Source organism: Pseudomonas sp. 58 R 3, from assembly GCF_900006605.1.
Lineage (GTDB): Bacteria > Pseudomonadota > Gammaproteobacteria > Pseudomonadales > Pseudomonadaceae > Aquipseudomonas > Aquipseudomonas salomonii.
This window is the reverse complement of the sequence record NZ_CVTT01000061.1, coordinates 145,319-158,744: the sequence shown is the minus strand read 5'-3', so window position 1 is coordinate 158,744 and position 13,426 is coordinate 145,319. Positions and strand designations below refer to the sequence as shown.

The window sequence follows — 13,426 nt, the reverse complement described above, 5'->3', positions numbered from 1 at the left end:
CATAAGTGTCATTCACTCCTTGTCTGACCGTTTTTGAGCGGCAGGCTACAACCCGTAAGGAGCATTCATGCGTCATTACGAAATCATCTTTTTGGTCCACCCGGATCAAAGCGAGCAAGTCGGCGGCATGGTTGAGCGTTACACCAAGCTGATCGAAGAAGACGGCGGCAAAATCCACCGTCTGGAAGATTGGGGCCGTCGTCAACTGGCCTACGCAATCAACAATGTTCACAAGGCTCACTACGTGATGCTGAACGTTGAGTGCACCGGCAAGGCCCTGGCCGAGCTGGAAGACAACTTCCGCTACAACGATGCAGTGATCCGTAACCTGGTCATCCGTCGCGAAGAAGCCGTTACCGGCCAATCCGAGATGCTCAAGGCTGAAGAAAACCGCAGTGAGCGCCGTGAGCGTCGCGACCGTCCTGAGCACGAAGGCGCCGAAAGCGCTGATAGTGATGACAGCGACAACAGCGATAACGCTGACGAGTAATCCACGGACCTTTTAAGGAGCCTATCAAATGGCACGTTTCTTCCGTCGTCGTAAATTCTGCCGCTTCACCGCTGAAGACGTGAAAGAGATCGATTACAAAGATCTCAACACTCTGAAAGCCTACGTATCCGAGACCGGCAAAATCGTTCCAAGCCGTATCACCGGTACCAAAGCACGTTATCAGCGTCAGCTGGCCACCGCTATCAAGCGCGCCCGCTTCCTGGCCCTGCTGGCCTACACCGACAGCCACGGCCGCTGAGACCGGGCAGTCGACAAGTAGTAAGGGATTGAATGCATGCGCGCCTTAGCTGAGTTCATCATGCGCGGTCGCGTGCAGGCCACTCTGGTAGTGGCCGGATGTGCGGCATTGCCGCTGCTTTATTGGTTGGGTGCTGCTGCAGGTTGCCTTGTGCTCCTGCGGCGCGGTTTGAAGGACGCCCTTGGCGTTCTTGCCCTGGGATTGTTGCCGGCCTTGATCTGGTGGCTTCAATTCGGTGATCCACGGGTACTTCTGGTACTGCTGGGGTCATCGAGCCTTGCGTTGGTTTTACGCGCAAGTGAGTCCTGGGTCCGCACGCTGCTGGTCAGCGTGGCATTGGGGTTGGTGTACTCAGTGATGCTTGGCGCGGCTTTCCGCCCGCAAATCGAAGCGCTGTCGCAAGAGATCGTCAAGATCCTGCCGATGGCCCTCGGGGATCTCTACCAGCAATTGTCGGTAGATGAGCGAGCGCGGTTTGCGTCACTGATTGCCCCGGTCCTGACCGGCCTGATTGCGGCTTTGTTGCAGGTCGTCAGCGTGCTGAGCCTGATTGTTGGGCGTTATTGGCAAGCGTTGTTGTACAACCCGGGTGGTTTTGGTCGCGAGTTTCGCAGTATCAGAATCCCAGCGGGGCCGGCGATGTTGCTGCTGGCGTGCATGGTTGTCGGGCCGAACTTCGGCCCACAGATGGCCTTGCTGGCGCCGATTTGCAGCGTACCGCTGGTGTTTGCCGGGCTGGCCCTGATGCATGGGCTGGTAGCGCGAAAGCGCCTGGCCAAGTTCTGGCTGGTGGGGTTGTACGTCACGATGTTGCTGTTTATGCAGCTGATCTATCCGTTACTCGTGGTTTTTGCCATTGTCGACGGCCTGATTGATTTTCGCGGTCGTCTGGCGTCGAAAGACGCCGATAACGCGAACGGTGAAGGTTAAAAGTTAGAGGATTTTCACATGCAACTGATCCTTCTGGAAAAAGTCGCCAACCTGGGCAACCTGGGCGACAAAGTGAACGTTAAGGCCGGTTACGGTCGTAACTACCTGCTGCCATACGGCAAAGCCACCGCTGCAACCGCTGCCAACCTGGCTGCGTTTGAAGAGCGTCGTGCTGAGCTGGAAAAAGCCGCAGCAGACAAAAAAGCTTCGGCCGAAACTCGCGCTGCCCAACTGGCTGAGCTGGAAGTGACTATCACTGCCACCGCCGGTGACGAAGGCAAGCTGTTCGGTTCGATCGGCACCCACGACATCGCTGATGCACTGACCGCCTCCGGCGTTGAAGTGCAGAAGAGCGAAGTTCGTCTGCCGAACGGCACCATCCGCAACGTAGGCGAATTCGACGTAGCCGTGCACCTGCACGCCGAAGTTGAAGCCACCGTACGCGTTGTAGTGGTAGCAGCTTAAGCAGCACCTAACTGACTGGCACCTCGCGTGCCAGGCGGTTAACATCGGGCACGATCCTGTTTACAGGTCGTGCCTTTTGTTTTTCTACACACCCCTAATTCCAAGTGGCCATGAACGATATTTCAGCTCCTGAGCAATACGATCTGCAAACCGCTGCCCTGAAGGTGCCGCCGCATTCCATCGAGGCCGAACAGGCCGTGCTTGGTGGCTTGATGCTGGACAACAACGCCTGGGAACGTGTGCTGGATCAAGTCTCGGACGGTGATTTCTATCGCCATGACCACCGCCTGATCTTCCGCGCCATTGCCAAGCTGGCCGACCAGAACTCGCCGATCGACGTGGTGACCCTGGCCGAACAACTGGACAAGGAAGGCCAGACCTCCCAGGTCGGCGGCCTGGGCTACCTGGGTGAGCTGGCGAAAAACACGCCATCCGTCGCCAACATCAAGGCCTATGCGCAAATCGTTCGCGAGCGCGCCACGCTGCGCCAATTGATCGGTATCAGCACCGAAATCGCCGACAGCGCCTTCAACCCCGAAGGCCGCACCGCCGCCGAGATCCTTGATGAAGCCGAGCGCCAGATCTTCCAGATCGCCGAGGCCCGCCCGAAAACCGGCGGCCCGGTCAGCGTCAACGACCTGTTGACCAAGGCCATCGACCGTATCGACACCTTGTTCAACACCGATAACGCCATCACCGGTATTTCCACCGGCTACACCGACCTCGACGAGAAGACCAGCGGCCTGCAGCCGTCCGACTTGATCATCGTGGCCGGCCGTCCATCCATGGGTAAAACCACCTTCGCGATGAACCTGGTGGAAAACGCCGTGCTGCGCAGCGACAAAGCCGTATTGGTCTACTCGCTGGAGATGCCAGGTGAATCGCTGATCATGCGTATGCTGTCGTCGCTCGGCCGTATCGACCAGACCAAGGTGCGCGCCGGCCGCCTGGAAGACGACGATTGGCCGCGCCTGACGTCGGCGGTCAACCTGCTCAACGACCGCAAGCTGTTTATTGATGACACCGCCGGTATCAGCCCGTCTGAAATGCGCGCGCGTACCCGCCGGCTGGTGCGTGAACACGGCGACATCGCCCTGATCATGATCGACTACCTGCAACTGATGCAGATCCCAGGCTCCAGCGGCGACAACCGGACCAACGAGATTTCCGAAATCTCCCGGTCGCTCAAAGCCCTGGCCAAGGAATTCAACTGCCCGGTGGTGGCGCTGTCCCAGCTCAACCGCTCCCTGGAGCAACGGCCGAACAAGCGCCCGGTAAACTCCGACTTGCGGGAATCCGGAGCGATCGAGCAGGATGCCGACGTGATCATGTTCGTGTACCGCGACGAGGTATATCACCCCGAAACGGAGCACAAGGGCATTGCCGAGATCATCATCGGCAAGCAGCGGAACGGGCCGATCGGCTTTATCCGCCTGGCGTTTATCGGCAAATACACGCGCTTCGAAAACCTGGCGCCGGGCAGCTATAACTTCGACGACGACGAGTAAGTTTCAGCGCCTGTAAGGGCCTCATCGCAGGCAAGCCAGCTCCCACATTTGAAGATACTCACCGTTCAAGTGTGGGAGCTGGCTTGCCTGCGATTGCATCACCACAATTCCGACTACTACCGTCGGAATTGGTCAAAATTTGTGCTATATTCCGCGCCCGCGATTTTTCATCTCAACACCGGTCACCGTCATGCAAACAGCCAAGCCGTTATTTGACTATCCCAAGTACTGGGCCGAATGTTTCGGTCCTGCGCCATTCCTGCCGATGAGCAGGGAGGAGATGGATCAGCTTGGCTGGGATTCCTGCGACATCATCATCGTCACCGGTGATGCCTACGTTGACCATCCGTCGTTCGGCATGGCAATTATCGGCCGGCTGCTGGAGTCCCAGGGCTTTCGCGTCGGGATCATTGCGCAGCCGAACTGGCAGTCCAAAGACGACTTCATGAAGCTCGGCGAGCCGAACCTGTTCTTCGGCGTCGCGGCCGGCAACATGGACTCGATGATCAACCGTTACACCGCCGACAAAAAAATCCGTTCCGACGACGCCTACACCCCAGGCGGCATGGCCGGCAAACGCCCGGACCGCGCCAGCCTGGTGTACAGCCAGCGTTGCAAGGAAGCCTACAAGAATGTGCCGATCGTGCTCGGTGGCATCGAAGCCTCCCTGCGCCGCATCGCCCACTACGACTACTGGCAGGACCGTGTGCGCAACTCGATCCTGATCGATGCCTGCGCCGACATTCTGCTGTACGGCAACGCCGAGCGGGCCATCGTCGAAGTTGCCCAGCGCCTGTCGTGGGGCCACAGGATCGAAGACATCACCGACGTGCGCGGCACCGCGTTCATTCGCCGTGACACGCCTGAAGGCTGGTACGAGGTGGACTCCACGCGTATCGACCGTCCGGGCAAGATCGACAAGATCATCAACCCGTATGTGAATACCCAGGACACCCAGGCCTGCGCCATTGAGCAGGAAAAAGGCCCGGTTGAAGACCCGGAAGAAGCCAAGGTCGTACAAATTCTTGCCAGCCCGCGCATGACCCGTGACAAGACGGTCATTCGTCTGCCGTCCATGGAAAAAGTCCGTGGCGACTCGGTCCTGTACGCCCACGCCAACCGCGTGCTGCACCTGGAAACCAACCCAGGTAACGCCCGCGCCCTGGTGCAGAAGCACGGCGAAGTGGACGTGTGGTTCAACCCGCCGCCCATCCCGATGACCACCGAAGAAATGGACTACGTGTTCGGCATGCCGTACGCCCGCGTCCCGCACCCGGTGTACGGCAAGGAAAAAATCCCGGCCTACGACATGATCCGTTTTTCGGTGAACATCATGCGTGGCTGCTTTGGTGGCTGCACCTTCTGCTCGATCACCGAGCACGAAGGCCGCATCATCCAGAACCGTTCCGAAGAGTCGATCATTCGCGAGATCGAAGAGATCCGCGACAAAGTGCCAGGCTTTACCGGCGTGATTTCCGACCTCGGTGGCCCGACCGCGAACATGTACCGCATTGCCTGCAAGAGCCCGGAAATTGAATCCGCGTGCCGCAAGCCGTCGTGCGTGTTCCCGGGCATCTGCCCGAACCTGAACACCGACCACTCGTCGTTGATCCAGCTGTATCGCAGCGCCCGTGCGTTGCCGGGTGTGAAGAAGATTTTGATCGCCTCCGGCCTGCGCTACGACCTCGCGGTCGAGTCGCCGGAGTACGTCAAGGAGCTGGTGACCCACCACGTCGGCGGTTACCTCAAGATCGCCCCGGAACACACCGAGGAAGGTCCGCTCAACCAGATGATGAAACCGGGCATTGGCAGCTATGACAAGTTCAAGCGCATGTTCGAGAAGTACACCAAGGAAGCGGGCAAGGAGCAGTACCTGATCCCGTACTTCATCGCCGCCCACCCCGGCACCACCGATGAAGACATGATGAACCTGGCCCTGTGGCTCAAGGGCAATGGCTTTCGCGCCGACCAGGTGCAGGCGTTCTACCCGTCGCCGATGGCCACTGCCACTGCCATGTACCACTCGGGCAAGAACCCGCTGCGCAAGGTCACCTACAAGAGCGACGCGGTGACCATCGTCAAGAGCGAGGAACAGCGCCGTCTGCACAAGGCCTTCCTGCGCTACCACGACCCGAAAGGCTGGCCGATGCTGCGTGAAGCACTCACGCGCATGGGCCGCGCCGACCTGATCGGGCCGGGTAAAGACCAGTTGATTCCGCTGCACCAGCCGTCCACCGACAGCTACCAGAGCGCCCGTCGCAAAAACTCGACGCCGGCCGGCAGCCATAAGGTTGCGAAGGAAACCACCACCAGAATCCTCACCCAGCACACCGGTTTGCCACCGCGCGGCAGTGATGGCAGCAACCCGTGGGACAAGCGTGAGCAAGCCAAGGCGGCAGCCCAGGCGCGTAACAAGCAGGCGGCTAAAGAGCGCAGTGATGCGGCGAAGGGCAAGGGCGGCAAGCCTGCGCGCAAGCCGGTCGTACCGCGTTGATCGCAACCTGAATATGCAAGACGCCAGCCTCGTGCTGGCGTTTTGCTTTCTATTCGCTGACGTGCCTGTTTGTTAAGGTGGCGCCCATTGAATCGCCTTCGCGAGCAAGCCCGCTCCCACATTTGTCCGATTTCCAACATGAGAATGCGGTCGAATGTGGGAGCGGGCTTGCTCGCGAAGGCGTCAGTTCAGGCACCATTTATTTCAAGGAAGAACACCCATGAGCAACCCCCTGCTCTCCATCGGCATGGACTCCAACCGCTCCCAATTCATGGCGCGCCAGCGCATCGAAAGCCAGATCAACCTGCCACGGTTGTTCGCCGCCATCGATGCCGACCCCGGCATTGTCGGCGCCGGTGTGGTGTACATCGACGCCGACTTCAATGTGATCACCCTGCGCGAATTCAAGCCTCTCTGCAGCATCAGGCCCAAGCGCATCATTTTGCGCGAGGCGCAGAAGTACATTTCCCCCGCGCAATTTGTGGAACAGGTGAAGACGGATCCCCGTGAAGGCCGCCTCAGGAAAGAGGCGTTTGATATGGGCTTGTCGTGCACCGCCGCGATTATCGGTTGGCTTGTGGTGTTCAGCGGCAGCGTCGCCGTGCCATTTACGGCGGGCGCCAGCGCGTTCGTGGTGGGCATTGGCGTGACGGCGGCGCTGGCCAGCAGTGCGCAATGCGGGTTCGGCGTGGCACGTACCTACAATGAGGTCCTGGACCCCGAAGCCAACGACCGGATGGATGACGCCGAATGGTACGGCGCTGTTTCAACCATCCTCGATACGGCCTCCCTGGTGGGGATCGGCACCGGCGCGCTGACCACGGTGAAACTGCTCAAGGCCAATAAGGCCGCGGCCCTGGGCAAAAGTTGGTATGAATTGCTCAAGGGCCTGAACCGCCAGGAACGCAAGAAGCTGACCAAGGAGCTGCTAAGCCTGCGCGACCCGAGCCTGACGCCCAAGCTGCTCAAGTTGCAGCAGCGTGCAGGCAAGCTGACCAAGAGCTTCAGCTCCACGGAAATCCGGCATGCCACCCTGACTCAAATGAAAGACGCGTTGGGCGGTATTCTCGGCATCGTCGGCAGCTACCGCACCGGCAGTGTGGGCACCGCCACCACCCTTGCCATCGGCTTGTATGAGGACCTCACCGAATGAAAGGCTTCCCCGACATGGGCAGTTTCCTCGCGCGCTATTTCCCGGTGTTCATGGGCACGATCTTCATGGCGATCTTTTCCGGCGCGTCTGCCGTGTCCCTCGCCGGCGTGACGTATTTGCGTGGTGTCGATCCGTCGCTTAAATCCGACTACTCCGGCCTGGCGATTTTGCTGCTGGTGGCGGTACTGGTCTTTGGCAATGTAATGATCGCGCGCGGGCGCCCTTGGGCAACCGGCCTGGTGGCGGGTTATCTGGGTTGCTGCCTGCTGTTCGTGCTGCCGATGATTCAGTACCCCATCCCCAAACTGGTCTACGGCTCGGCTGTGCTCTTTCCGCTCCTGGGTTTGTTGCTGCTCAACAGCCAGCGCCATCGAGAAATGCGCAACAAACTCTTGGAAGTCCGCCATCTTCGTCAGGCAATAATCGCCGCGCATAAAAAAACCTAGCCCAAGGGCGCCGCCTGGATCGTCGACCCCGTGCCGAGTAAGGGGCGGCGCACTCGCCCGGCGGCGTCACATTTTGACGTTCTGGCGAATATTCCAACCGTATTTGACCGCACCACCGTCCTTGCCGCCGTCAGCTTTCTGCGGCTGATAGCTGACTTCGACCGTGGCGAAGTTCAGGCCGATCACCTCGGTCAGTGTATCGCTGGTTGTCACCGCGTCGGTTTGGTAGGAGGTCACCATGACTTCCTTCATCGTGATCAACAGATACTCCACGGCATTACTGCCTCCGGCCTTGCGCACCACCAGCCGCGCCTCCGGGTAATGCTTGCCGGTGGAGCAGGCCATCATCAGGTTGGGTGAAGACTTGTCCATGACCTTGGTGATGACCAGGTTTTGAATGTCGACCTTGCCGGCACCGCCGCCGCTGCCGCTGTGCATGGAACCTGTCTGAGACATGCCCCAGCCCCATTTGCTGATCGCGATTTCATCGCGGTGCACCTGATCCTTGGATTCGCCCTTGATGTCTCCCAGCTTCAAAAACATATCAGTTGCCATCATCGTTCCCTGTTTTGGTGGTCACCCGAATGGGTGTGGGGCGCACTCTTTCTTATTTGGGATATTACCTACAAGGTGCTCAGCCACGATAAGGAAGCGCCTTTCCGGATAAAGCGAAGCTTCTGACATTTTTAGGCGATGCCCAGTCTTTACCCTCTGCGTTCTTGTGAAAAAGCGGAGTAAAGGGATGACTTCCAGCCTGTTGAAAGACGGTTTCCCCAGTGCCCATTTGCCGACGCGGCAATGGGTCGAAAGCAGTATTGATCTGCGCAAGTTATTTGCCGCCATTGATGCCGATCCGGCGATTGTCGGCGCGGGGGTGGTGTACCTCGACGCTCAGTGGCGGGCGATGGTGTTGCGTGAGTTTCAGCCGATTTGCAGTGTTGCACCGAAGAAGGTGATTTTGCGTGAGGCGCCCAGTTACATCGGGCGGGTGGAGTTTGCGCGGCGGTTGGCGAATGAGCCGCGTGAGTCGCGTGAGTCGCAGGTGGCATTTGAGGCGGTGAATACGGGGTTGGCGTGTACTTCGGCGGTGATTAGTTGGTTGGTGATGGCGGGCGGCTCTGCGTTGAGCCCCTTCACCTTCGGGGCTACTGGGGTGGTTGCTGTGATTGGCTATACGTCGGCAGTCGCCAGCTCGCTTCAGTGCTGGATTAGCGGTCGCCGGACTAGAAACGAAATGAATGACCCTGCCCTTAACGACGCTATGGACAACGAGCCATGGTATCAGTCCGTAGTGGTTGGGCTGGATGCGGTTTCTTTGTTGGGTGCTGGTACTTCCGCGATGTCGACAATCCGATTCGTCAATATGCTGAAAAAGGCAACCGGCAAAACCACGCAACAGGTGCTTGAAGGCTTGAGTCGGCAAGAACGGGCAAAGCTCACCAGGGAGCTGCTGAGTATCAACCACCCGGGAATAACCCGAAAAATGATCAAGCTGAAACAAATCGCGGGTGAAATGCCAAAGCGCTACACCTCGGCGGAAATAAGGAATGGGACGCTCTTGCAGATGCTTGATGCCCTCGGCGCTGCATCTGCTGTTGCTGGCAGCGTAAGGTCCGGGAATATCCGGATCATTGCCGTTGGGCTGTATGAGGAGATTTCAGAATGAGGCTTATCACAAGGAAGTATCTTGTCCCTATCCGGCCTTTTCTGGCTCGTAATTTTCCCGTGCTTATTGGTGTAATTCTTTCGGCTTTATTCGGCAGTTCCGCTGTTATCGTACTGGTGGAAAACTATTATTTACCCTCGTTATCGAATGCGGATGCTGAGATTACCGGCTTGGTGTTGGTCGTCTTTATTACCCACTGCAATTTCATGATTATCTATGGGCGACCGAAATGGGCCTGGGGCATGTACGGCTTTTTCATCGCCTGCCTATTGGTTGCAGTGCCGGGCTTTCATTTTTCGCCGCACTTGTTCATTTACTTTGAATGCTTCTTCTGGCCGATACTCGGCCTGCTTCTACTGCGTAGCAAGCGCCATCAGGAAATGCGTGCCGCCTATGTAGAAGTTCGCCACATGCGCGTAAAAGTCCAGGCAGCCATCAACAAACGCCGCAAACACGAGCGCGCAATCATCAGAATAAAAAAACCGAGGTAATTCCCCACCTCATCGCCCACCAACCGCTACCGCCGCACCCACTCGCGCCACAAATATGTGCAACCCTTGCACCATAACCGCAGGCACGGCGCCGTTTTGGTGCTGTACTGCACCGGGTCTTACGATAAAGCGCAATGACGGCCGCTCTGGCATAAGTCTTGCGCGCTTTGTGCTCATGCCCTGGCTCGCAGGAGGCCGCCGTGTCGATTCATGTCGCGTTGCACCACGTTACGCATTACCGCTACGACCGCGCTGTCGAACTCGGCCCACAGATCGTGCGCTTGCGCCCGGCTGCCCATAGCCGCACGCGGATCTTGTCTTACGCGCTCAAAGTGCTGCCTGAGCAGCACTTCATCAATTGGCAGCAGGACCCGCAGGGCAATTACCTGGCGCGTCTGGTGTTCCCGGAAAAGACCGATGAGTTGCGCATTGAGGTCGACCTCGTCGCCGAGATGGCGGTATTCAACCCTTTCGATTTTTTCCTCGAGCCCTACGCCGAAAAAATCCCCTTCAGCTACGCCGCCGATGAGCAGCGCGAGTTGGCGCCGTACCTGGAAACCTTGCCGCTGACGCCAAAGTTCGCCGCCTACCTGGCGGGTATCGACCGCACGCCGCTGCCGGCTGTGGATTTTCTGGTAGGCCTCAATCAGCGCCTGGCGGCCGACATCGGCTATTTGATCCGCATGGAGCCGGGCGTACAAACGCCGGAATTCACCTTGGGCGCCGCTTCCGGCTCGTGCCGCGATTCGGCCTGGCTGCTGGTGCAACTGCTGCGCAACCTGGGGTTGGCGGCGCGGTTTGTGTCGGGCTACTTGATCCAGCTCACCGCCGACGTCAAAGCCCTTGATGGCCCGTCCGGCACCGAAGTCGACTTCACCGACCTGCACGCCTGGTGCGAGGTGTATTTGCCCGGCGCAGGCTGGATCGGCCTGGACGCTACCTCCGGGCTGTTCGCCGGTGAAGGGCATATCCCATTGGCCTGTAGCCCTGATCCTTCGTCCGCTGCGCCAATCAGCGGGCTGGTGGAACCCTGCGAGTGCGAATTTACCCACGAGATGTCGGTGGAGCGCATTTGGGAAGCGCCGCGTGTCACCAAGCCCTACACCGAAGAGCAATGGCTGGCGATCCAGGCGTTGGGCCGGCAGATCGACGCCGATCTGCTCAAGGATGATGTACGCCTGACCATGGGCGGCGAACCGACCTTCGTCTCCATCGACGACCCCGACGGCGCCGAGTGGAATACCGCGGCGCTGGGGCCGGACAAACGCCGCCTGTCCGCCGAGCTGTTCCAGCGCATGCGCGCACACTACGCGCCCAAAGGCCTGGTGCATTTCGGTCAGGGCAAGTGGTACCCCGGCGAGCAACTGCCGCGCTGGTCGCTCAATTGCTACTGGCGCCGCGATGGCGTGCCGATCTGGCATAACAGTGCGTTGATCGCCGATGAGCAACAGGACTACGGCGCCGATGGCGCGATGGCCGGGCGTTTCCTCGCCAGTGTCGCCGAACGCCTGAAACTGCCGGCACGCTTTGTGTTCCCGGCTTTCGAAGACAACTTCTACTACCTGTGGCGCGAAGGTGCGCTGCCGCAAAACGTCACCGCCCAGGACCCGCGCCTGAGTGATGACCTGGAGCGCGAGCGCCTGCGCAAAGTGTTCAGCCAGGGCCTGGATAAAGTCATCGGCCAAGTGCTGCCGCTGGCGCGCACGCCAGCCAATGACCGCTGGCAGAGCGGGCGCTGGTACCTGCGTGACAACCACTGCCGTCTGGTGCCGGGTGATTCGCCGCTGGGTTACCGCCTGCCGTTGGCCTCGCAGCCATGGGTGACGGCGGCGGAGTATCCGTTCGTGCATCCCACTGACCCGAATCAGGATCAGCCGGAGCTGCCGACCACCGCCCAACTGCAAAGCCACGCCACGCCTGCGCCGAGCGATGAGCGCGTGCCCAAAGTCGACGAGTCCGCCGACTGGTTGACCCGCACCGCCTTGTGCGCCGAAGCGCGGGAAGGGCGTTTGTACCTGTTTATGCCGCCGCTGGAACGCGTCGAGGATTACCTGGAGTTGGTGGCCGCCATCGAAGCCACCGCCGAAGAGCTGCATTGCCCGGTATTGCTGGAAGGTTACGAGCCGCCATTCGATACGCGCTTGAGCAACTTCCGGGTCACGCCGGATCCCGGTGTGATCGAGGTCAATGTGCAGCCGTCCGCCACCTGGGATGAGCTGGTGGAGCGCACCGAGTTCCTCTATGAAGAGGCGCGGCAAACCCGCCTGACCACCGAGAAGTTCATGATCGACGGGCGCCACACCGGCACCGGCGGTGGTAACCACTTTGTGCTGGGCGGCGCGACGCCGAAAGACTCGCCGTTCCTGCGCCGCCCGGATTTGCTGCGCAGCCTGATCAGCTACTGGCATAACCATCCGTCCTTGTCGTACCTGTTTTCCGGGCTGTTTATTGGCCCGACCTCCCAGGCGCCACGGGTGGATGAAGCGCGTAACGATGCGCTGTACGAGCTGGAAATCGCCTTCGCGCAAATGCCCGAACCTGGCGAAGAATGCCCGCCGTGGCTGGTCGACCGGCTGTTGCGCAACCTGCTGATCGACGTGACCGGCAACACCCACCGCGCCGAATTCTGCATCGACAAACTCTATTCGCCCGATGGCGCCACCGGCCGCCTGGGCCTGTTGGAACTGCGTGCGTTTGAAATGCCGCCCCATGCGCGCATGAGCCTCACTCAGCAATTATTGTTGCGCGCTTTGGTCGCGCGCTTCTGGCGTGAGCCCTATGCGCCAGCAAAACTGGCGCGCTGGGGCACTGAGCTGCACGACCGCTTCCTGCTGCCGCACTTTATCGAGCAGGATTTTGCCGATGTGATCGTCGAGCTCAACGCCGCCGGTTACCCGCTGCGGGCCGAATGGTTTGCCGCGCACCTGGAGTTCCGTTTCCCCAAGGTCGGCGACTACGCCGTCAGCGGCATCGAACTGGAACTGCGTCAGGCCCTGGAGCCTTGGCACGTGCTGGGCGAAGAGGGCGCCGTCGGTGGCACGGTGCGTTACGTGGACTCGTCCCTGGAGCGCTTGCAGGTGAAGTTGAGCGGCCTGGCGCCGCAACGTTATCTGCTGACCTGCAACGGCATCCCGGTGCCGTTGCAGCCGACCGGGCGTATCGGCGAGTTTGTTGCCGGTGTGCGTTATCGCGCCTGGCAACCGGCCAACTGTTTGCAACCGACCATCGCGGTGCACGCGCCGTTGGTGTTCGATGTGCTCGACACCTGGATGCAACGCTCGCTGGGCGGCTGCCAGTACCACGTCGCGCATCCGGGTGGGCGCAATTACGACAGCTTGCCCGTGAATGCCAATGAGGCCGAGAGCCGGCGCATGGCGCGGTTTTTCCGCTTGGGGCATAGCCCTGGCAAGCTGCCGGTGCCGCCTTTGGTGATTAACGATGAACTGCCGATGACCCTGGATTTGCGGCGTTTTCCCAATAAAAATGACTAAATGAGATCTAAAATGTGGGAGCTGGCTTGCCTG

Annotated in this window: 12 protein-coding genes; 11 read left to right on the top strand and 1 reads right to left on the bottom strand. The window is 59.7% G+C overall.

Annotation, left to right across the window (positions count from 1 at the left end):
* Positions 1 to 67: 67 nt before the first annotated feature.
* From rpsF to BFP92_RS19135, 8 genes are all read left to right on the top strand, one after another.
* On the top strand, positions 68 to 490 hold the full coding sequence (rpsF, locus tag BFP92_RS19170) for a 30S ribosomal protein S6 (RefSeq protein WP_003217491.1): 423 nt from the start codon (positions 68 to 70) through the stop codon (positions 488 to 490).
* Between the two features lie 28 nt (positions 491 to 518).
* The gene (gene rpsR / locus BFP92_RS19165; RefSeq protein ID WP_002551829.1) at positions 519 to 749 is read left to right on the top strand and encodes a 30S ribosomal protein S18; all 231 of its coding nucleotides are present in this window, start codon (positions 519 to 521) and stop codon (positions 747 to 749) included.
* 36 nt (positions 750 to 785) lie between these two features.
* Positions 786 to 1,679, top strand: coding sequence for a hypothetical protein (locus tag BFP92_RS19160; RefSeq protein WP_056860520.1), 894 nt, complete (start codon positions 786 to 788; stop codon positions 1,677 to 1,679).
* An 18-nt stretch (positions 1,680 to 1,697) separates the two neighbouring features.
* Complete coding sequence (gene rplI / locus BFP92_RS19155; RefSeq protein ID WP_003171376.1) at positions 1,698 to 2,144, top strand: 50S ribosomal protein L9; 447 nt, start codon at positions 1,698 to 1,700, stop codon at positions 2,142 to 2,144.
* A gap of 110 nt (positions 2,145 to 2,254) precedes the next feature.
* On the top strand, positions 2,255 to 3,652 hold the full coding sequence (gene dnaB / locus BFP92_RS19150; RefSeq protein WP_017138451.1) for a replicative DNA helicase: 1,398 nt from the start codon (positions 2,255 to 2,257) through the stop codon (positions 3,650 to 3,652).
* A gap of 190 nt (positions 3,653 to 3,842) precedes the next feature.
* Entirely contained in the window at positions 3,843 to 6,146 is a 2,304-nt protein-coding gene (locus tag BFP92_RS19145; RefSeq protein ID WP_065930670.1) for a YgiQ family radical SAM protein, read from the top strand.
* 220 nt (positions 6,147 to 6,366) lie between these two features.
* Positions 6,367 to 7,299: an Ssp4 family T6SS effector gene (locus tag BFP92_RS19140; protein ID WP_065930669.1), complete on the top strand. Its 933-nt coding sequence runs from the start codon at positions 6,367 to 6,369 to the stop codon at positions 7,297 to 7,299.
* Positions 7,296 to 7,745: a hypothetical protein gene (locus BFP92_RS19135; protein ID WP_065930668.1), complete on the top strand. Its 450-nt coding sequence runs from the start codon at positions 7,296 to 7,298 to the stop codon at positions 7,743 to 7,745. The genes BFP92_RS19140 and BFP92_RS19135 overlap by 4 nt, the downstream gene beginning before the upstream one ends.
* Positions 7,746 to 7,811: 66 nt before the next feature.
* On the opposite strand, the gene BFP92_RS19130 is transcribed toward BFP92_RS19135, so the two are convergent.
* Complete coding sequence (locus BFP92_RS19130) at positions 7,812 to 8,300, bottom strand: Hcp family type VI secretion system effector (protein WP_065930667.1); 489 nt, start codon at positions 8,298 to 8,300, stop codon at positions 7,812 to 7,814.
* A 187-nt stretch (positions 8,301 to 8,487) separates the two neighbouring features.
* On the opposite strand from BFP92_RS19130, the gene BFP92_RS19125 reads away from it, so the two are divergent.
* The 3 genes from BFP92_RS19125 (at position 8,488) to BFP92_RS19115 (ending at position 13,393) form a co-directional block, all read left to right on the top strand.
* Positions 8,488 to 9,411, top strand: a complete 924-nt coding sequence (locus tag BFP92_RS19125) for an Ssp4 family T6SS effector (RefSeq protein ID WP_065930666.1) — start codon at positions 8,488 to 8,490, stop codon at positions 9,409 to 9,411.
* Positions 9,408 to 9,902 carry a hypothetical protein gene (locus tag BFP92_RS19120; protein WP_065930665.1) on the top strand — a complete coding sequence of 165 codons (495 nt, stop codon included), beginning with the start codon at positions 9,408 to 9,410 and terminating at the stop codon, positions 9,900 to 9,902. The genes BFP92_RS19125 and BFP92_RS19120 overlap by 4 nt, the downstream gene beginning before the upstream one ends.
* 200 nt (positions 9,903 to 10,102) lie before the next feature.
* Positions 10,103 to 13,393, top strand: coding sequence for a transglutaminase family protein (locus tag BFP92_RS19115; protein ID WP_058422437.1), 3,291 nt, complete (start codon positions 10,103 to 10,105; stop codon positions 13,391 to 13,393).
* Positions 13,394 to 13,426 lie beyond the last annotated feature (33 nt).

Bases quoted from the DNA above. Each gene is read 5' to 3' on its own strand.
- rplI (WP_003171376.1), top strand. From the start codon at position 1,698: ATGCAACTGATCCTTCTGGAAAAAGTCGCCAACCTGGGCAACCTGGGC.
- BFP92_RS19135 (WP_065930668.1), top strand. From the start codon at position 7,296: ATGAAAGGCTTCCCCGACATGGGCAGTTTCCTCGCGCGCTATTTCCCG.
- BFP92_RS19125 (WP_065930666.1), top strand. From the start codon at position 8,488: ATGACTTCCAGCCTGTTGAAAGACGGTTTCCCCAGTGCCCATTTGCCG.
- rpsF (WP_003217491.1), top strand. From the start codon at position 68: ATGCGTCATTACGAAATCATCTTTTTGGTCCACCCGGATCAAAGCGAG.
- BFP92_RS19140 (WP_065930669.1), top strand. From the start codon at position 6,367: ATGAGCAACCCCCTGCTCTCCATCGGCATGGACTCCAACCGCTCCCAA.
- rpsR (WP_002551829.1), top strand. From the start codon at position 519: ATGGCACGTTTCTTCCGTCGTCGTAAATTCTGCCGCTTCACCGCTGAA.
- dnaB (WP_017138451.1), top strand. From the start codon at position 2,255: ATGAACGATATTTCAGCTCCTGAGCAATACGATCTGCAAACCGCTGCC.
- BFP92_RS19160 (WP_056860520.1), top strand. From the start codon at position 786: ATGCGCGCCTTAGCTGAGTTCATCATGCGCGGTCGCGTGCAGGCCACT.
- BFP92_RS19145 (WP_065930670.1), top strand. From the start codon at position 3,843: ATGCAAACAGCCAAGCCGTTATTTGACTATCCCAAGTACTGGGCCGAA.
- BFP92_RS19130 (WP_065930667.1), bottom strand. From the start codon at position 8,300: ATGGCAACTGATATGTTTTTGAAGCTGGGAGACATCAAGGGCGAATCC.
- BFP92_RS19120 (WP_065930665.1), top strand. From the start codon at position 9,408: ATGAGGCTTATCACAAGGAAGTATCTTGTCCCTATCCGGCCTTTTCTG.